This is a genomic window from Comamonas sp. C11 (assembly GCF_024496285.1).
Lineage (GTDB): Bacteria > Pseudomonadota > Gammaproteobacteria > Burkholderiales > Burkholderiaceae_C > Comamonas > Comamonas testosteroni_F.
Genome location: NZ_CP101743.1, coordinates 2,864,060 through 2,882,229 on the forward strand (window position 1 = coordinate 2,864,060; position 18,170 = coordinate 2,882,229).

The 18,170-nt window shown below is 55.5% G+C and carries 13 protein-coding genes and 3 pseudogenes; 6 read left to right on the forward strand and 10 right to left on the reverse strand.

The window, feature by feature from the left end; genetic code table 11:
* Positions 1-30: 30 nt before the first annotated feature.
* On the reverse strand, positions 31-1,107 hold the full coding sequence (locus NOX35_RS13105) for a TauD/TfdA family dioxygenase (RefSeq protein WP_256496864.1): 1,077 nt from the start codon (positions 1,105-1,107) through the stop codon (positions 31-33).
* A gap of 103 nt (positions 1,108-1,210) precedes the next feature.
* On the opposite strand from NOX35_RS13105, the gene NOX35_RS13110 reads away from it, so the two are divergent.
* Together NOX35_RS13110 and NOX35_RS13115 are read left to right on the forward strand one after the other, a co-directional pair.
* Positions 1,211-2,143: a LysR family transcriptional regulator gene (locus NOX35_RS13110; protein WP_256496865.1), complete on the forward strand. Its 933-nt coding sequence runs from the start codon at positions 1,211-1,213 to the stop codon at positions 2,141-2,143.
* A gap of 721 nt (positions 2,144-2,864) precedes the next feature.
* Positions 2,865-4,268 (forward strand): annotated as a pseudogene (locus tag NOX35_RS13115) (MATE family efflux transporter).
* Between the two features lie 489 nt (positions 4,269-4,757).
* Here the strand turns inward: NOX35_RS13115 and NOX35_RS13120 are convergent.
* From NOX35_RS13120 to NOX35_RS13150, 7 genes are all read right to left on the reverse strand, one after another.
* Complete coding sequence (locus NOX35_RS13120) at positions 4,758-4,967, reverse strand: hypothetical protein (RefSeq protein ID WP_256496866.1); 210 nt, start codon at positions 4,965-4,967, stop codon at positions 4,758-4,760.
* Positions 4,968-4,990: 23 nt separating this feature from the next.
* Positions 4,991-8,104 (reverse strand): error-prone DNA polymerase, encoded by a 3,114-nt coding sequence (locus tag NOX35_RS13125; RefSeq protein ID WP_256496867.1) that lies wholly within the window; start codon positions 8,102-8,104, stop codon positions 4,991-4,993.
* A gap of 15 nt (positions 8,105-8,119) precedes the next feature.
* A complete protein-coding gene (locus NOX35_RS13130) occupies positions 8,120-9,430 on the reverse strand; it encodes a DNA polymerase Y family protein (protein ID WP_256496868.1) in 1,311 nt (436 codons plus the stop codon).
* Complete coding sequence (gene imuA / locus NOX35_RS13135) at positions 9,375-10,175, reverse strand: translesion DNA synthesis-associated protein ImuA (protein WP_256496869.1); 801 nt, start codon at positions 10,173-10,175, stop codon at positions 9,375-9,377. The genes NOX35_RS13130 and imuA overlap by 56 nt, the downstream gene beginning before the upstream one ends.
* Positions 10,176-10,354: 179 nt before the next feature.
* Positions 10,355-10,564 (reverse strand): hypothetical protein, encoded by a 210-nt coding sequence (locus tag NOX35_RS13140; protein WP_034356767.1) that lies wholly within the window; start codon positions 10,562-10,564, stop codon positions 10,355-10,357.
* A gap of 88 nt (positions 10,565-10,652) precedes the next feature.
* Positions 10,653-11,039 carry a type II toxin-antitoxin system VapC family toxin gene (locus NOX35_RS13145; protein WP_019042333.1) on the reverse strand — a complete coding sequence of 129 codons (387 nt, stop codon included), beginning with the start codon at positions 11,037-11,039 and terminating at the stop codon, positions 10,653-10,655.
* A complete protein-coding gene (locus NOX35_RS13150) occupies positions 11,039-11,254 on the reverse strand; it encodes a DUF2191 domain-containing protein (RefSeq protein WP_034356765.1) in 216 nt (71 codons plus the stop codon). Before NOX35_RS13150 ends, NOX35_RS13145 begins: the two co-directional genes overlap by 1 nt.
* A gap of 84 nt (positions 11,255-11,338) precedes the next feature.
* On the opposite strand from NOX35_RS13150, the pseudogene NOX35_RS13155 reads away from it, so the two are divergent.
* Positions 11,339-12,156 (forward strand): annotated as a pseudogene (locus NOX35_RS13155) (SprT-like domain-containing protein).
* Between the two features lie 147 nt (positions 12,157-12,303).
* A pseudogene (locus tag NOX35_RS28795) lies at positions 12,304-12,904 on the forward strand (IS5 family transposase); the annotation flags it as partial.
* Between the two features lie 68 nt (positions 12,905-12,972).
* Here the strand turns inward: NOX35_RS28795 and NOX35_RS13165 are convergent.
* Positions 12,973-14,646 carry a phosphoethanolamine transferase gene (locus tag NOX35_RS13165; protein ID WP_230629841.1) on the reverse strand — a complete coding sequence of 558 codons (1,674 nt, stop codon included), beginning with the start codon at positions 14,644-14,646 and terminating at the stop codon, positions 12,973-12,975.
* A gap of 251 nt (positions 14,647-14,897) precedes the next feature.
* Here NOX35_RS13165 and NOX35_RS13170 point away from each other — a divergent pair, with 251 nt between their 5' ends.
* Positions 14,898-15,287 carry a CzcE family metal-binding protein gene (locus tag NOX35_RS13170; RefSeq protein ID WP_080571250.1) on the forward strand — a complete coding sequence of 130 codons (390 nt, stop codon included), beginning with the start codon at positions 14,898-14,900 and terminating at the stop codon, positions 15,285-15,287.
* A gap of 79 nt (positions 15,288-15,366) precedes the next feature.
* On the opposite strand, the gene cadR is transcribed toward NOX35_RS13170, so the two are convergent.
* On the reverse strand, positions 15,367-15,813 hold the full coding sequence (gene cadR / locus NOX35_RS13175; RefSeq protein ID WP_019042328.1) for a Cd(II)/Pb(II)-responsive transcriptional regulator: 447 nt from the start codon (positions 15,811-15,813) through the stop codon (positions 15,367-15,369).
* A 76-nt stretch (positions 15,814-15,889) separates the two neighbouring features.
* On the opposite strand from cadR, the gene NOX35_RS13180 reads away from it, so the two are divergent.
* Positions 15,890-18,121 carry a cation-translocating P-type ATPase gene (locus NOX35_RS13180; RefSeq protein WP_029158351.1) on the forward strand — a complete coding sequence of 744 codons (2,232 nt, stop codon included), beginning with the start codon at positions 15,890-15,892 and terminating at the stop codon, positions 18,119-18,121.
* The last annotated feature ends 49 nt before the right edge of the window (positions 18,122-18,170 follow it).

An 18,170-nucleotide genomic window follows, 5' to 3' on the forward strand; every position in this document is an offset into this window, starting at 1 on the left:
AGAAACACGAGAGTGCTCTACACATCCGCTTCAGTTCACATTTAGAGTAAAGGTCAACTTGGTCTTCTGGGTGATGATGCCACCGCGATCGCCAGGAGCCGTCGATCCGTACCGCGCCGCGAAGCATTCGGGGAGTTCGCGCGCATCTTTTGGCGCCAGCCAAAGGCGCATGAGATGGCGCTTGCGTTCGGGCTCTGGCCAATCCTCGAAGTCCGTGCGCGAATGCAGGATCTGATGATTGTGCAGAAACTGCATGTCGCCAGGCTTGAATTCCATCTGCAGGTTTAACTGCGGATCATTGGTCAGCGCATCCAGCAGGTCCAGCGCCTCCAACTCCTTCTCTGTGAGGCGGCGCGCAAGGGGAAAGTTCTTCTGCGCGCTACGGATGTACTGCCCCACATAGATGGTGGTGAGTTGCCCGGCATGCCAGTTGAAGACAGGGATGTCAAACCACGGCAGCGTTCCCTCCGGGACCTCGCCGCGACGATCCGTTGGAAATGCATGGAACAGCTGCTCGACTAGATCCGGCCGAGTACGCATCATCTTGTTGTAGATAGAGACCGAGCTCACGATGCGGCTCTCGCCGCCGGTGCGAGATGTTTTGAGGCAAATAAGGCCAACAATGTCGCAGGAATCGGTGTGGTACTCCAGCGCGCGGTTAGTCTGGTAGAAGCGCACGGTGGGCTTTCTGATATCTACCCCGGTGTCCTTCACATGCCCAAGCAAATGGCCTGCTGCATTCTGTGACCTGAAGCTTCCAAGATATGCGCCTATGCCGAGGTAGGCAATCGCCGTTTCCTCGGTACTGTAGCGATCGACATCAAATCCACGCAGCATCACGAAGCCTCGGCCATTGATCACATCATTCAAGATTCTCTTGAGGCGCGGCGCCAACAAAGGCAGAACAAAAGTGTTCGTTGAGATGTCGCACAGCGGAGCACCGGAAGACTTGAATCGATGAATTGCCTGCTCGATCTCATCGAGTTCAGCCGATGTCAGAACCTCGATCCAGTCGCCTCGCTCGGCCATTTCCGAGCCCATCCATGCAGCTTGGCCATCAATGTGTTCAGGTGCCACAACAGAGCTGCGCTCAATCACTTCGGTCATTGTGTTCCTTCCGGTGGAGTTTGAATGATGCTGGCCAGTCTAGATATCTCCGTACAATCAATCCAACGAATAATTTCTATATATTTATCGATCTGAGCGATTAATGAACATCACCATCAAACAACTGCGAGCATTTGCAGCGGTCGCTAGAGAAGGGAGCTTCACTAGGGCTGCGGCCAAGCTACATGTGACGCAATCCACGCTAACTGCATCGATCAAGATTCTCGAGTCAGAGATCGGATGCCGTCTTTTCGATCGGTCAACGCGTGAGGTGGCACTCACGGCACAAGGAGAGAAGTTCCTGCCCACTACAGATCGCCTTTTGCGCGAACTCTCAGAGGCACTGGAAGACCTTCAGGACACCGCCAAAGGACAACGCGGTTTTGTGGTAGTTGCTGCGGCTGCCTCTTTCATTAACTATGTCTTGTCTCCAGCCGTTGTTCAGTTGGCCAAGATCCACCCTAATATCCGGGTGCGTCTGTGCGATGAGACCACGGCAGGCTCCTGCAGGCGCGTTTTGTCGAGTGAAGCAGACTTTGCAGTGACCACACTTTTTCAGGATGTTGAAGGGCTGGATGCCACCCTTGTACTCACGGACGCCTACGGGGCAGTCTTCAGCACGAATCACCCATTGAATGAATCAACTGGCCCCATCAAATGGAGCGCGCTGAATCCGCATACAGTGGTCAAACTTGATCGCTCAAACGGAATACAAGCGTTGATTGACATGAATCCGAAACTGATGCGAAAAAGCCAGGAACTGGTGTACGAAGTGGGCTCAATGTCTTCCCTGTTTCCATTACTTGTACGCGATCTAGGCTATGCGACGTTGCCAGCCATGGCCGCACAGCCCCTGATCAACGCCGGTCTGAATTTCCGTCCGCTTCAGCAACCCGTGCTAAGGCGCAACCTGTATTTCGTCAAAAAACACGGCAGGGACTTGTCTCCCGCAGCGCAAGCACTGCGACAGTCTATGAATGACGCTTTGCGACAGCTGGAGCACAATGAACATATCCGGCTTGTCCATGCCAAATAGGCCGCTCATTCATTCCGACTAACCGCACTGTCGGGCTATGAGAGCAAAGACGGTAGCGAGGGGCGCTAGCTCTCGAACAGGCTACCGATGTTCAAAGGAACGTAAGCAATTTCAGGCCGCTGCTCCAAACTGCTCTTGATTTCCACCGGGATAGTCTGGCGCGCATTTCGGCATAGGCCGGGCTGCTCATGCACCATGATCCTGATTCCACAGAGGCTGCGTACTACATTCGGTTCAAATCACCGAAACATGCCCACCTGTAGACGTCAATCTGTCCTTAAGCCCGAAGACTACGGCGCGTTGCTAATTTGGCGTCTAACGGCCCCAAAGAGCTGGCGCAAGCCATCGGCACATCCGCCCCAATACTGCTATTGAATTCATAGGTTCAAACGGGAGATCGACCCAATGCCAATTCGTCGCCCGTCCGTGTGGTGTTGCGTGCTCTAAAGCGTGAGAAAAATTGCCCACAAGTTGTCGAGCATATCGACATGTTTTTTGTGCATACACACTATCAAAACATTTCATTTTGTTTATGGAGGCGCCAGCGATTCAATTGAGTCTTGGAATACGCAAATTCACTCAACTTGGGCTAATACATGACAAACACGCCACCACTCTTCATGGACTGGCTCTCACTTCCCCTTGGTAGCGCCTTCGGCGTGCAGCCCCCAGCCTGCGAGGCTAGGCCGATGGGTGTGAGCACGTTAGCGGAGATTGCCCGATGACTGCCATTGATCCGCGCACGCGCCGCCTTCTTGAGGCACCCATCGTGCCGACGGTCCTGCGTCTGGCGGCACCCAACGTGTTGGTGATGATCACCCAGGCCTCCATTGGTCTCATCGAAACCTATTTCGTCGGCAAGCTCGGCAACGACGCGCTGACCGCAATGGCGTTGGTGTTTCCGATTGTGATGCTTATGCAGATGAGTTCCTCAGGAGCGATAGGAGGCGGCATAGCATCGTCGATTGCGCGGGCAATCGGCGCATAGCGCCGGTGCGATGCTGATGCGCTGGTGCTCCACGCGATGGTGGTTGCGCTCGGCTTCGGCCTTGCGTTCACCTCGGCGATGCTGTTGGGCGGGCCGTGGTTGTATACACAGATGGGCGGCACCGGCGCGTCGCTAGACGCCGCGCTCGTCTACTCGAACATTGTATTTTCCGGTGCTGTGTTAGTGTGGCTCTTTAACGCGCTGGCGGCCGTGATTCGCGGCACTGGCAACATGGCCGTTCAGGCGAAAGTAACGGTTGTGGGCGCACTGGTACTCATTCCGCTGTCGCCCTTGCTCATCTTCGGCTGGGGGCCTATTCCCGGCATGGGCATTGCCGGTGGCGCGGTGGCGCTGCTCCTTTACTACCTCGGTGGAACGCTCGCGCTCTGGATGTACCTGCGTTCGTCGGGCAGCCTCCTCAAGCCGAAGTTCGCGGACACAAGACTTCGCTGGCCACTATTCCACGATATTTTGCGCGTGGGTCTCGTGGGCGTGATTGCAACTGTGGCCACGAACCTGTCGATCGGCATCGCGACTGCGCTGTCGGGGAATTTCGGCCCAGGCGCAATTGCGGGTTACGGCACTGCCGTTCGCCTCGAATACCTGCTGGTGCCACTGTCATTTGGTTTTGGCGCACCGCTGCTGGCCATGGTGGGCACTTGTATTGCTGCCGGCGATAGAGAGCGAGCGCTTAGGGCTGCGTGGGTTGGCTCCGTGATGACCTTTGCGATCACCGAAGCGATCGGACTAACCGCGGCGATCTTCCCACTTTCATGGCTGATGTTGTTCGGCAGCGAGCCGGCGATGCTGGAGGCAGGCACCGAATACCTGCGCACCGTCGGACCGCTCTACGGCTTCTTCGGCCTCGGACAAGTGCTGCATTTCGCATCCCAAGGCGCAGGACGCCTGCGGTGGCCCGTGACCGGCAACCTTGTACGCCTGGCTGTGGCCAGCCTCGGAGGATGGCTTGCCTTACGCTGGGGCGGCGACCTGGTACACGTGTTCGTTGTGCAAGGTGCTGCGCTCGTGGTGTACGGCCTCTTCATCGCAGGTACGATCGCCGGCGGCGCATGGTTCGGCCGCGTGGGCTGGCCGAGTAGCACGGCCGCGTTGATGCGTCGCATCGGCCCAATTTGACCACCCCAAGGAAAACCAGAAGGACCTGAAGAAGCTAAAAGGCTGGCAAGACCATATAAAGGTCTTGGACTTCTACCGCGCGCCGGCGCGAGAGGTGGCTGAAAACAACTAAATCACGCCAGGTTCCGTCAAGGTTCAACTCCTGAGAACGTGTTCAGGGCTTTCGGAGCAAGAGCTCTAATAAAGCCCGATTTCTGCGGCGACGGTGCCACTTGGCACCGCGCCCAACTGGTGGTTGACGCCCCCCGCTGTCGCGCTCGATTGCCCGGTGTCGGATACGGAGAAATCATACGAGCTGCTATCCGGCGAACGTCCGGTGACGATCGTAGCGGCCATTCCGCTCTTCAACTGCGAATGTCTCGGATCAGCTTATAGCTGTCGTCCGGAGGTACACAGCGGCTGACCGCTACTGGCCGAACTCAGTCGGTCACGACCAGCAGCCTAGTCAGCAGCAATCGGCACAGGTGGTCAGTTCAACCAGAATTGCGTCTAGGCCGCCACCAGCTCCACAGGCCCAATACCGAGGTAGACCTGCTTGCCAGCTAGATCGGTGACGCTCCAACGGTCATCTGCTACTTGGGTAATTTTGTAGTTTTCCGGTGTAAAGGGCAGATCCATATTTTCTAAGTAACCCAACCAGGTCCCGTAGCGAAGTACAGCTGATGGCGCGATTTCGCTTGCATTTGCTTTGAATTTCATAGGTCGCCAATCATGCCCGATCCTCATTTAAATTCTCGGCTCTCGGTCGAAAGCCGGCCCAAGAGGTGGGATAGATCAGCCAGTCGCTCAGCGATCAGGTTGCACACTTGACCTTGGCGCTGCCAACGCCCTTCGACTGCCAGAAGGCGTGACCCTAGCAGCACCTGGCGCTGCTCATCCCGCACGTCGCGCCAGACAATGACCTGTGTGCTGCCCTCCTCGTCTTCCAGCGAGACAAAAACTGTCCCGTTGGCTGTGCCTGGTTGCTGCCGCAGTGTCACGATGCCGGCAGTCCGCACCCGCTCGCCGCTGACGACAGTGCGCAGCTGCCTGGAAGTCTTGAGCTTGTATCTATTCAGCCGCGGCCGCAGAAGGCGCATGGGGTGACTGCGCAGCGTCAGGCCTGTCGATGCGAAGTCCCATAGCACCTCCTCTCCTTCGGGCGCTGCCGGCAGTTCCAGGAAAGCTTCGTCAACGGTGGCCACCTCCAGTAGCTCGGGTGCGGCGTGCATGGCTGCGGCATCCCACACCTGTTGACGGCGGTGCCCAGATAGCGTGGCCAGGGCACCTGCAGCGGCTAGAACCTTCATCTCGTGCTGCTGTAGACGCACACGCATGGCAAGTTGCTCAGCGGAGTCGAACGGTGCTCGATGACGCTCCTCTACAATGCGCTGCGCACTGCTGCTGCGCAGGCTGGAGATAAGGCGCAGGCCCAGCCGTACAGCTGGTTTGGTGTCGATGTCTTCGAGCGTACAGTCCACCTCGCTGTGCATCACGTCGACGGGCCGTACTTCGACGCCGTGGCGGCGCGCGTCCTGGACCAGTTGGCTGACGGAATAGAACCCCAGCGGCTGACTGTTGAGCATCGCCGCAAGGAAGGCGGCAGGCTCATGGCGCTTGATCCAGCAGCTGGCATAGACCAGCAGAGCAAAGCTGGCCGCGTGGCTTTCAGGGAAGCCATACTCGCTAAAACCTTTGATCTGCTCAAAAATCTGCTCGGCAAACTCTCGCTCATAGCCCCGTGAGGTCATGCCCTGAACTATTTTGTCGTAATACCTCTCTAGCCCGCCCTTGCGCTTCCAGGCCGCCATGGCTCGGCGCAGGCCATCGGCCTCGCCCGCAGTGAAGCCGGCCGCGAGCATGGCCACCTGCATGACCTGTTCCTGGAACACGGGCACGCCGAGCGTTCGGCCCAAAGCCTCTTTCAGCGCCTCGCTCGGGTAGCTCACGGGATCGATGCCCTGACGCCGGCGCAAGTATGGGTGCACCATGCCGCCCTGAATAGGACCAGGCCGCACGATGGCCACCTCGATCACCAAGTCGTAGAAGCGCCTGGGCTTTAAGCGTGGCAGCATCGTCATCTGCGCACGGCTCTCGATCTGGAACACACCGACCGTGTCGGCCCTGCAAATCATGTCGTAGGTGGCCTTGTCTTCTGCAGGAATGTCCTGCATCGAAAAATTGAACCCACGGCGCCGACTGATGAACTCCAATGCTCGGCGGATGGCCGACAGCATACCCAGGGCCAACACATCAACCTTGAGCAGGCCTGCTGCATCCAAATCATCCTTGTCCCATTCGATCACTGTGCGATCCGGCATCGAGGCGTTTTCTACCGGCACCATCCTGCACAGCAGATCTCGCGTGAGCACGAAGCCGCCCGTGTGCTGGGAAAGATGCCGTGGGAAGCCGATCAGCTGCTCCGTCAACGTGATGAGCTGCTGCACGGCCAGCGAGCTCGTGTCCATGCCGAGCTCATCGAAACGCTCCTGACGAATGCTGCGGCCGTCAAACCACTGTTGCCCCTTGGCAATGGCGTCGACCACTTCGAGCTCGAAGCCCAAGGCCTTGCCCACATCGCGGATGGCGGATCGAGGCCGATAGGAAATGACGGCAGCCGTCAATGCAGCGCGGTCGCGGCCGTACTTCTGGTACAGGTACTGAATGACCTCTTCCCGGCGCTGGTGCTCAAAGTCGATATCGATATCGGGTGGCTCATTGCGCTCCCGGCTGATAAAACGCTCGAAGAGCACAGACATGCGCGCGGGATCTACCTCCGTAACGCCCAGGCAGTAGCAGACCACGCTGTTGGCTGCAGAGCCCCGGCCTTGACAGAGGATGTTGCGCGACCGGGCAAAGGCCACGATGTCATAGACCGTGAGGAAGTACGGTTCATACTTCAACTCGCAGATCAACTCCAGCTCGTGCTCGATCTGGTGCTGTACCTTCTCTGGGATACCGCCTGGCCAGCGCCGCCCTGCCCCTTCGTAGGTCGCCTGGCGCAAATAGCTGGCTGCCGAGTGCCCTGCAGGGACGACTTCATCAGGATATTGGTAGCGCAGCTCGTCCAGACTGAATTTGCAGCGTTCAGCGACCCTCAGCGTTTGAGCCAGCAGCTCGGCGGGGAATGTCTGAGCCAGCCGCAACCGGCTGCGCAAGTGCCGCTCCGCGCTGCGCTGGAGCGCATAGCCGCATTCAGTGAGCGGCTTGCCGACGCGTGTGGCCGTCAGCACGTCCTGCAGGGGCTTGCGCGAGCGCACATGCATGTGCACGTCGCCCACGGCCACGAGCGGCAATGCGGTTAGATCGGACAGCTCCCGCATGCGATGGAGCCACAGCTCATCATCCAGCCGGCGCACCAGATCCACGCCGATCCAGCAGCGGCCCGTGAAATGTGTCAAAGCCCAGCCGCCCATGGCTGCTAGCTGTGGGTCGGTCGCGCAGCGCTCTGGACACAGCAGCACCAGGTTGTCTCGAAGCTCCTTCCCGTCGATCTCATCGAGATCGAGCCGATAGGTCCCTTTTTCGGAAGAGCGGCGTAGCTTGGTGATGAACTGGCACAGGTTGCCGTAGCCGTTGAGATTCTGGGCCAGGACCACCAGGGTGAATCGTGCCTCGCTGCTATCACGCGGCTGGATGCTGAACTGTGCGCCCAGCAGCAGCTTTAAGCCCGCTTGTTTGGCTGCAACGTGTGCGCGCACCACGCCCGCCATCGAACACTCGTCTGTAATGGCCAGGGCGCTGTAGCCGAGCTCCTGAGCACGCTCTACGAGCTCCTCCGGTCGGCTGGCCCCACGCAGGAAGGTGAAATTGGAGATGCACCGCAGCTCCGTATAGGCAGGCAGGACGTTTTCCATGACGGCCGCTCTTTCTCAGGCGTAGTGCCCGTGCAGGAACCAGGCGGTTTGGTCGCCGGCGAGGCGTGCCTGGAAGATCCAGAGCAGACCTGCATGATCGCTGCGGGCAACCCAGTAGTCCCGCTGCACGTTCAGTGGGATTTCTTCGCCATTTCCCTCTTCATGGCCACGATGCCACCAGCCGCCCTCCACTCGATCAGGACCAAGCAGCAGCTGCAGGGTCCCTTGATAGATCGGGCGATTGGCGCGCTCTATCAGGCGTATGGGCTTGTCCAGCACCCAGCTGGGAAGCGGCAGCTCGTGCACAAGGTCGGACTTGGAAGCTCGGCGAGCTTCGGTCGAGCCCCACTCCTGCGTCCATTCGAGACGGTGATCGGCCGTCAGCTGTGGCCGACGCACCGCGCCATCACCCAGCCGTGCCTGGATTCGCTCTAGGGCCAACTTGGTGGATTGAGCTCTATTTGCAACCTCCGGGATCAGCGAGCGGCTTTCCTCAACAATGGGCTGCACCTCGGTAGCCAGGATCTCCAGCTCACCAGCTGGTGCGAGCAGCTCGACCTTGGCCAGATGCTCGCCGAGCAGCCGAGCGAAGTGCTCGACGTTCTGTGTTGGCTCCGCTGTACGGATGGTCAGTTCACCTCCGGTACCGGCATCGCGAGCACGCATGTCGTCATGACACCACCGCAATGTGAACGCAGTAGCTCCCAGCTGACGAGCTTTGAGCCAGCCCGCCATCTGCAGAAGCAGCCGCCGCGCTCCGAAAAGCATGGCAGGTGCCAGATCCACGCGACACATGAGCTCCAGTCGCGCTCGAAAGGTCTCAGGCACTGTCGCCCAGGCGTAAGCCTCTGGCCGCAGGCCATATGCGCGGTCCATTGCTTCAAGAAGCTCTTTGTCGAAGCGACGCACGATGCCGCCGCGCGGCAGCGCACGCACTTGGCCAAGGGTTCTGCAACCAACCCTCGCCAAGGTCGGCTGATGCTTGGCCACTGCGGTAATTCGCTCCAGCAACAACCTGTCAAGCAGGCGCACCAACGGCTCGTGGAAGCCATCGCTCGCACCTTGTCGTGCCAACGCAAGCGCTGCCAGGCCTGTCGGTGCCCATGCAACGCTGGCTCCGAGTTCTTGCGCCCCAGTTTCCACCAGCGAGTGCAACGCCGCTGTGCCGCCGAATAGCCGCATGCTTGCTTCGACCTCCAGCAGTACCCCCTCTTCGACCATGGCCACGCGCGGCGTGAACTGCAAAGCCCAGACCGCCAACGACTGCAGATCAATGGGCGATGCGGAGCTTGGAAGCGATATGGGTATGAGAGCTGCCCAATGCATGGTGCACCTCCTGTGGAGTGCTTGGCGCTGGAATGCCAAGGTTGCGCATACGAGGCGGAATGATGGAATTCAGATTGCCTGGAACAGCATTCAGGTGCATTACTTCGACGGCAGCACCACCCCGGCGTTTGCGGATCTGCACGTCAATGTCCCAGCCCTGGCCGAGAGATACAGAGAGCCGCAGCGGTGCCGGCGAGGCGTCTCGTAGGGCTGACTCGGGGCGAATCAAGAACACTGGTGCATCGCATGCATGCGCGTGAACCTGCAGGCGACGGATCTGGTCCTGCCTTGCTTGAGGAAGCCAGGCAATCACAGCACCGTCTGGCTCAGATTTAATGAGTTGCTCTGCGGCCCACAGCCGTTCAGCCGGCCCCTTGGCATCAATCCAGACAAGTTGCTCTGGGGCAAGGCCAAGCTGAGCAAGGCCCATTGCGAGTGGAGTCTTCGGAGGAGCAACCAGATAGACCCGACTACCCTTGTCCGCCAGCAGCTCAGGCAAGGCCGGCCCGAGCAACCGCCATTCACACAGTGCGGCCTGGGGCAACAGCAACTCGCTCAAGCCATGAGTCGGCCAGCCTCCACCGGGCAACGCGGCATTGAGCTCCGTAAAGCCAGTAGGGAAAGCTCTGCCGGTCGACCTTGCTACCTCTGTGCCGCGCCAAACCGCCTGCGCAAGATGCGACGGCAGATGCCAGCGGTCATAGTCACCGGGATCGTGTGTGATGGAGTGGGTTGCGGCATTCATGGCTTTTACCTGTATGGGCATACAGTATAAAAGCCTTGATGCAGATTTGCACCTGGATGTTGGCGTCGCTTAACCAGTGCTGCGGATTGAGGAGCAGCACTGCAGGTCTAGGTGCTGCCCGTGCGAGTTCAGGAGGCAGTGCATGGTGGCCTCTGCTTATCCGATGGGCAGGCAGGGCTTTACCTGCCGCTGATCAACTTATGGATGAGATCGCGCCTGTCTCCAATAGCCAGTGTATTAATCTGATCTTTGTTGGCTTGGTAGTGGGCAACAGCACGAGTAATTTCACCTTCGCTGACATCGCGGTGCAGTCGGTCCAGTCCACACCCAACAACGCAACCTATTTCGGTGTCGTAGCGTTCTATAAGCAAATCACGGTATTTAGTCATAAGGCAAACTCTCATCATCGAAGCGCTGCCGAAGCTTCGTGCTGCAGCGATTTACGCTGGCTTCATGGGCTGGCAGCGCCAAGGGCGATCAATGCAAAGGCGGTAGATAGGCCACGTTCAACTGTGTGGCCATGTCGGCGAGGCGTCGATCTGCAGTCCAAAGTAAGGCGCCAGGAGTGATAAGCGTAGAGGCAAGCAGCGATAGATCTACTAAGCCGCAGCCCTTGCCGAAAAGCTTGTTCTGCTCCAGAAATTCCAAAGTCTCTGGAATTGATGCCTCCTGGCTCGGCCGCAGCATCGCCAGAGCCGCCAGCGTGTCGGCACGCGGTGCTGGCGGCGTACCACAGGCCAGCTCTGCATGCACCATGGAATGCATCAGCACGCTGTCTTGCATAAGCAATTCCTGCAGGTGAGTGTCTGCCTCACGAAAATGTCTCACCCACACTGATGTATCGACTAGGACGGACACGGGCATTAGCGTGAGTCCTCAGCATCCGCCTCACTGCCACGGCGCGGCACATCGGGCATATTTGGCGCGGCACCGCCGAGCGCAGCCAAACGCTTACCTGCCTCGACACGTGTGAAGGTTTCCAGTGCGAGTCGTACCAGTTCCGGCACAGCAATACCGGGTGCCGCGACGGCGCGTGCGCGGTTTACGACATCGTCATCGATCGTGAAAGTCGATCTCATCGCTACTCCTTAAGCATCAGAACTGATGCAGTTTCGCATCAAACTGGATGTTTGTAAATCGCATTTGTACTGCACAATACAAATATGCAACCTAAGTCTACCGAGCTCGACCTTGCGCATACACGCCGCCTGGCGCCAACCCAGGAAACCTACAACGAGCTGCAGATGGCTTACGACCATTTCAATGCACGCCTGTTTGAGGGGCAACTGCCTAGCTGCTTGATTACGCTACAGCGGGAAAAACGTACTTTCGGATATTTCTCGGCAGCCCGCTTTGCCTCGGCCGACGGCTCCACGACCGACGAGATTGCACTGAATCCGACCTACTTTGCAGTGGTGCCAATCATTGAGACGCTCCAGACCCAGGTCCATGAAATGACGCACTTGTGGCAGCACCATTTTGGCAAACCAGGCCGAGGCCGGTATCACAACGAGGAATGGGCGCGAAAGATGGAGAGCATTGGACTCATGCCCTCCTCTACCGGGCAACCTGGTGGCGCGCGAACGGGTGATTGCATGGCGGACTATGCCATCGAGGGTGGCCGCTTCCTAGCTGCATGCCAGGAGCTGCTGACCGCAAATTTCACGCTCAGTTGGTACGACCGATTTCCCTCTGCCGATCATGTGATCGCTGGCCAAACCAGTATGGCCAACCACATTCAAGGCATCGAAGGACCAAGCCCCCCATGGCCAGCATCCCTGCCCTCGCCGAGGCAGTTAAGCCCACGGGCTTAGCTGTTGCCGCCACTGCAGGGGAAGACGGAGTTCTTACTACGCCCGCCAACAGATCCAATCGGGTGAAATATAGCTGCAGCGGATGCAAGAATCCGATCTCGGTATGGGGACGGCCAGGGCTAAAGCTGATCTGTGGCGCGTGCAGGGGCAACTTCACAGCTGTTTAGAGCAAAGCTGCGAGCGCTGGCCTTAATTGACCATCATTACGATACGCGATGACCGACCTGCTTGTTTTGACGACCGTCAGGAAACGACCAGAAGCGGAAATCCGAGTAAAAAATTAGGTCGCCAACTAGCCGTCGTTCAAATCTGACCTGAATTTGCTGCTCGACTCCACTGGCATCAAGTTCCTGGGCGAAGGAGAATGGAAATGTAAAAAGCATGGGGCGGAACGTCGACGTCAATGGCGCAAGGGGTACATCGGCATTGATTCCCAAAGTGCGAGCCGTCTGCGTGACCTTCAACAACGCAGCGATGCGGTGGCGGTGCCGCACTTGTTGGCACAACTGCCGGCAGATGAGTCATTGCTGACCATTACCGGTGATGGCGCCTATGACACACAGCCTGTCTATGCCGCCGTGATGGAGCGCAATGCCATGCCCATCATCCCTCCGAGAAAAATGCCTGAATGCCCGAATGCGCTATGAACGCAAGTTATGAAAGAGTTGGAGTGGCTATCACCACAGCAGCCTGTTGTAGACCAAGATGCATTGCATTAAACACCTGGGCGAGCGGGTCATGTCTAGAACTTTCGAGCACCAGGTCAACGAACTGCACATTCGAGCCTCCATTCTCAATCAGTTCACTGAACTGGTCTGTCCGCAAAAAGTGGCGGTGGCATCGTCACGTCTTGGGTCAGGGGAAGTTTGGCCCGGAACTGATTTATGCAACAGTGCCGTTTATATCCAGAAGTAAATTATCTAGCTTTGGCGGCTGGCTTGATCGGTTCTAGGCATTTCCTCAAGCCAGTCTTCTTTCATGTATTAATTGCCTGTTATTGTGTCATTTATAGGTAAGCGTGGACTAATCCAGCTATAGCTCGAGTTGATAATACTTCGGGATGGATCGTAACTATTCCAACGTAATGCCATTAGATCCGACATGGTCCAAGCGAGCCAGTCAGCTCTAAATGGTCTATCGGAAATATTTTTAGAAGCCACATCAGTTCCTGTTGATGTCCATATTATTGTGGGTATTTTATAACCGGATGCAGTACTGGGGCTGTGACCAACTTTATTTGTTTGATGACCAACCTCCTGCCCGTGATCAGATACGTAAATAACGGACTTGTAGTCCTCTGCGCTGGATGGGGAACTTTTTATTTTTTCAAAGACAGATGCAACTACAGTGTCTTGATAAAGAATAGCCGAGTCGTAGTCGTTTCTAAATTGCTGAACCCACATTGAGCGCTCAGCGACCGACATTACTTTTGATACTTCATCATCGGGAAATTGAGGCTGCTTTTCTGGGTACCGGAGACGATAATGAGGATGAGCCCCCAGCATATGTAGAACAATCAACTTTTGGGGATGTGGATCTTTAAGAGCTTCTTCATATGAAGGCAATAAAATCTCATCAAGTGAATTGCTAGATCTTCCTGGTTTATTATTTTCCATGGAAGTCACGTCGGCCATAGCTGCGTGCTTCTGCGTAATTGCAATATCGTCATGATTGCTTATCCACCAAGTCTTATATCCTGCTTCTTTCGCGAGAGCAATAATATTTAACTTCTTATCTGTTTCACCGGTTGTGAAGTTCATCATGCTATCGATGGCCGGAATAGTAGTTGCTTCCGTGGACCATGAATTACGAATAACGAGAAATCTATCGCCTATATCTTTCTGAAGCTTTTCAAGCATCGGTGTCGTATTCCTTTCATAGCCATAAATTCCCATGTTATCTCGATTTATGCTCTCGGAAATAACAAGAACCACGGTGGATTTATCTTTCCTAGCAATTGAAGGAATCTCATTTTTCGCCAACCTTTGTGCTAAGGCGCGCTCTTTTCCATATGACGTCCAGCTTTCTTTCGTAACCTTTACGGATTCAGCCAAATTAGACCAAAAGATAAGAGGATTTATTTTTCTCCATGGTTTACTTATGTAAGAAACGGCCGATATTAAGATGATGATGGATAAAGCGATCAACTCAATTTTAGAGACCTTTGTTTTATTTCTGGCCCCTTTTAAAGACAACCAAAGAGCAATTGCCGCTGAAATTATTAAAATAATACTGGATCCACTGAAATCACGGATGTGTGTGGATATATAGCCTCCAATTTCCGATGTATTTGTGTTAGCAAGTGCACTTACCACCATCGTGCTATCCGGCGCAGCAGCGTACATTGAGATGAGATGCGCTCGAACTGCTGAGTCCAATAAAAACACAAGAACAAAGCTCCATACAAGCAATGCTCTAATTAAGTTCAACCTTGAGTTATTAATTGGAATTAGTAATAGCAATAGTGTCGGTATAAGTAGAATACTTATCTGTAATATTTTTCTACCTTCATATCCTAGAGATGCAAAAACAATTTGCATCGCAAGCAGAGAAACAATAGTTAACCATAGCTTATGGCGATTGGTAGATTTTTGTAAAAACAAAGCTATTCTTGATCGGTGAAGTTTAAGATTATCTTCGGATGCTGGTGCGCTCATAGAAATCCTATTAACCCTAATAGAAATATCGAGATTCGATTTGGAATAGGGGCACAGAACTCTATGTGTGCAATACCGACAGAAATCTGACATCCAGATTACATTTTAGTAATCAGGTTAATTCACGCTGTAGATTACAAAAATATCATGTTGCAGACTATATTGCGTAAAGTGCCTGTCTATATATTTGATGTGTCTGGGTAGAAAGGCGCTCAGACACTCTTCAAGTAATTGATAAAGGACTCTTCATCATGAAAACTAATCTCGCAATTCTGGCTTCGATCCTGCTGTCCTCAGCCACCGTCGGGATGACAGCATCGGCAAATGAAAGCAGTTTCGTTGGTCAGTCTGGAAGCACGACTGCAAAGACCAACTCGACTACACGCGGTGCAGACAAAACATTTGGACGAGCAGGTGCTGCGTCTCAGGTCACACGCGTTGTTGACACAACACGAAGCACTCAATATCTCAATCTTGTGTGTGGAGAGACGGTTGCGTTCACCAATGGCGGGGAACAGTTCATCTGGAAATTTGATGTGATGGGTCACAGGCCCATCGAGTTGTCGAAGATCGCACCCGCAGCGTTTGCAGGCAGCACGCTAAAGATCTACGTTGCAAACAATGAGCTCGAACGCCATTGATTGCTGCTCTTGTCTACCACAATAGAAAGCCATGAGAGCCTGCCGCATCCACTCGGTCAATTGGTCGGCGCATGGCTCCCTAGTGCGCGCCGTCGATATGGCGCTGGGGGCGAGTAGACGCGCTGCTTGTCGTGGAGCTTGTCTCCAGTCTTGCAAGAACGCCGCATTCAGAAAGCGCCTTTGGAGCGCTGCAGCTTGCACGAATGGTCTGAAGTTCAGTGACGAGAGCATTCAGTTCTTGAATGCGATGAGTGACATGTTCTATGTGTGTGTCCAAGAGTGCATTGACTTCTGCACAGTCCTTCGCAGATGACTCGCGTAGCAAGAGCAAAGCACGTACTTCATCAAGTGTCATATCCAGTGACCGGCAGCGTCGAATGAAGGCAAGTTGGCCTATGTGCTCCGCCGAGTACATCCGGTAGTTGTTTTCAGCTCTAGCAGCCGAAGGCAACAACTTCTCGCGTTCATAAAAGCGAATGGTCTCAACCGCCGTACCAGTGACCTCAGCCAGTTCACCAATCTTCATGGACCACCTCGAAATGAGTTGACTCTATACCAACTACAGGGTTTTAAATTGCCACATTGTCAACAGGAGATCGAGTATGAAGCACCCAAACATTGATGACAACACGCTTAGTACCGCCACAACGGATTGCTGCAGCTCACACACTACCCCGAGCCCGGTGGCAGCTCCGTTGGATAGAGGGCTAACTTACCGCATTCCGACAATGGACTGCGCTGGCGAGGAAGCTGAGATACGTCGTGCACTTGAACCAATTGCAGGTATCCGGGGACTCCGATTCCAGCTCTCGCAGAGGACTCTCAAAATTGACGCGGACACTGATGCCCTTGCTGCCGCATTGTTGGCGATCACTGAAGCGGGCTTTGAGCCAAAGCTGATCTCATCAAACACGGCGGACTCAAGCCATGCAGCTGGAGATGGCCACGACCATGAGCTTGTGCGTGGCACAACTCCAAAGTTGGTCGCGGCGCTTGCTCTTGCTATCGCTGCTGAAGGTGTCGGCTACTTCGCGCCAGAAACCATGGCTTGGAAAGTCGCCGGCTTTGCGGTCGCCGCGATTGCGATTTGGCTTGCGGGCTTTGACGTCTATAAAAAAGGGTTTGGAGCACTTCGTCGTGGCAAGCTGAACATCAATGCATTGATGACTGTTGCTGTGACTGGTGCGTTCGTCATCGGTCAATGGCCTGAAGCGGCGATGGTGATGGCGTTGTATGCCATCGCCGAGGCAATCGAGGCGAGAGCAGTCGATCGGGCCCGCAATGCCATTCAGGGGTTGCTTGCGATGGCTCCGGACCAAGCATCGGTTCTCCAAAGTGACGGTAGTTGGCTAACCGTCGCAGTTGCACAAATCGCAGTGGGCTCGACGCTGCGAGTCAAGCCAGGTGAGCGCGTTCCTATGGATGGAGTCGTTCAGACAGGGCAAACGAGCATCAACCAGGCCCCCGTAACTGGTGAAAGTATCCCCGTTGACAAGGCGGCGGGTGACCCAGTGTTTGCAGGCACCATCAACGAGTCTGGAACCTTTGAGTTTGAAGTTACTGCATTGGCCTCCAACTCGACGTTGGCGAGGATTATTCATGCCGTTGAGCAAGCACAAGCGACTCGAGCGCCTACTCAGGGGTTCGTTGATCGATTTGCTGCAATTTACACACCTGCAATTTTCGTTATCGCCGTAGTCGTAGCATTGGTAGGCCCCTGGCTACTCGGCTGGACGTGGATGCAGGCCGTCTATAAGGCACTGGTTCTGCTAGTTATTGCTTGCCCCTGCGCACTCGTAATCTCCACACCAGTGACGATTGTGAGCGGCTTAGCGGCGGCAGCCCGCCGTGGTATTTTGATCAAAGGCGGTATCTATCTGGAAGAGGCGCGCAAGCTTAAGGCAATCGCGCTGGACAAGACCGGAACAATTACTGAGGGCAAGCCGCGCCTTGTGGACTGGTCGTTGGTTGATGCCGCGAGCAGCCTTGATACCGCGGAGTCGGTGGCAGCAGCTCTCGCTGGCCACTCAGATCATCCTGTGTCGCGCGCCATCGCAGCGGGCCTGAAGCCTAACAGCGCAGACATTCAGAACTTCACGGCACTTGCTGGACGAGGTGTGCAGGCCGAACTGAGTGGAACAGTCTATGTACTAGGGAATCATCGCTTGATTGAAGAACGTGGCCAATGCTCCTCAGAGCTTGAAGCCACGCTCAAGCGGCATGAAGAATCCGGCCGTACTGTCACATTGCTTGCCGACCCGGAACGAGTCATCGCACTGTTTGCAGTTGCCGACACGATTAAGGGCTCCTCTCGTGAAGCTATATCTGAATTGAAAGCGCTTGGTATCACCCCAGTCATGCTGACTGGAGACAACCAAGCCACCGCCTCTTCAGTAGCCAGTGAGGCTGGTATCGAGCAAGCACGAGGAAACTTGTTGCCGGAGGACAAGCTAGCTGCCATCAAAACCCTCCAGAGCCAGTATGGACTCACCGCAATGACGGGCGACGGTATCAATGATGCCCCAGCGCTGGCCCAAGCAGACGTCGGGGTTGCCATGGGTGCCGCCGGTACAGATACCGCGATGGAAGCAGCCGACGTCGTCGTGATGAATGATGACTTGCGAAGGATTGCTGAGACAGTGAAGCTGTCTCGATCCACCCATGCGATCCTTTGGCAAAACATCACTCTTGCTCTTGGCATCAAGGCGGTATTTCTAGTCTTGGCAGTGTTCGGGAATGCATCCATGTGGATGGCTGTATTCGCTGATATGGGGGCAAGTCTCCTAGTTGTCGTCAATGGGCTAAGGCTGCTTGGAAAAGTGTCCAAGTCCTGAATTCGACAGAGGTTTTTCGTGTGCACCAACTTGAATTGTGAGGATAGTT

Excerpts from the sequence above, each read along its gene's own strand:
- NOX35_RS13145 (WP_019042333.1), bottom strand. The coding sequence starts at position 11,039 with ATGCCCGTGTCCGTCCTAGTCGATACATCAGTGTGGGTGAGACATTTT.
- NOX35_RS13120 (WP_256496866.1), bottom strand. The coding sequence starts at position 4,967 with ATGAAATTCAAAGCAAATGCAAGCGAAATCGCGCCATCAGCTGTACTT.
- NOX35_RS13130 (WP_256496868.1), bottom strand. The coding sequence starts at position 9,430 with ATGCATTGGGCAGCTCTCATACCCATATCGCTTCCAAGCTCCGCATCG.
- NOX35_RS13150 (WP_034356765.1), bottom strand. The coding sequence starts at position 11,254 with ATGAGATCGACTTTCACGATCGATGACGATGTCGTAAACCGCGCACGC.
- NOX35_RS13165 (WP_230629841.1), bottom strand. The coding sequence starts at position 14,646 with ATGAGCGCACCAGCATCCGAAGATAATCTTAAACTTCACCGATCAAGA.
- imuA (WP_256496869.1), bottom strand. The coding sequence starts at position 10,175 with ATGAATGCCGCAACCCACTCCATCACACACGATCCCGGTGACTATGAC.
- NOX35_RS13180 (WP_029158351.1), top strand. The coding sequence starts at position 15,890 with ATGAAGCACCCAAACATTGATGACAACACGCTTAGTACCGCCACAACG.
- NOX35_RS13170 (WP_080571250.1), top strand. The coding sequence starts at position 14,898 with ATGAAAACTAATCTCGCAATTCTGGCTTCGATCCTGCTGTCCTCAGCC.
- cadR (WP_019042328.1), bottom strand. The coding sequence starts at position 15,813 with ATGAAGATTGGTGAACTGGCTGAGGTCACTGGTACGGCGGTTGAGACC.
- NOX35_RS13140 (WP_034356767.1), bottom strand. The coding sequence starts at position 10,564 with ATGACTAAATACCGTGATTTGCTTATAGAACGCTACGACACCGAAATA.
- NOX35_RS13110 (WP_256496865.1), top strand. The coding sequence starts at position 1,211 with ATGAACATCACCATCAAACAACTGCGAGCATTTGCAGCGGTCGCTAGA.
- NOX35_RS13105 (WP_256496864.1), bottom strand. The coding sequence starts at position 1,107 with ATGACCGAAGTGATTGAGCGCAGCTCTGTTGTGGCACCTGAACACATT.
- NOX35_RS13125 (WP_256496867.1), bottom strand. The coding sequence starts at position 8,104 with ATGGAAAACGTCCTGCCTGCCTATACGGAGCTGCGGTGCATCTCCAAT.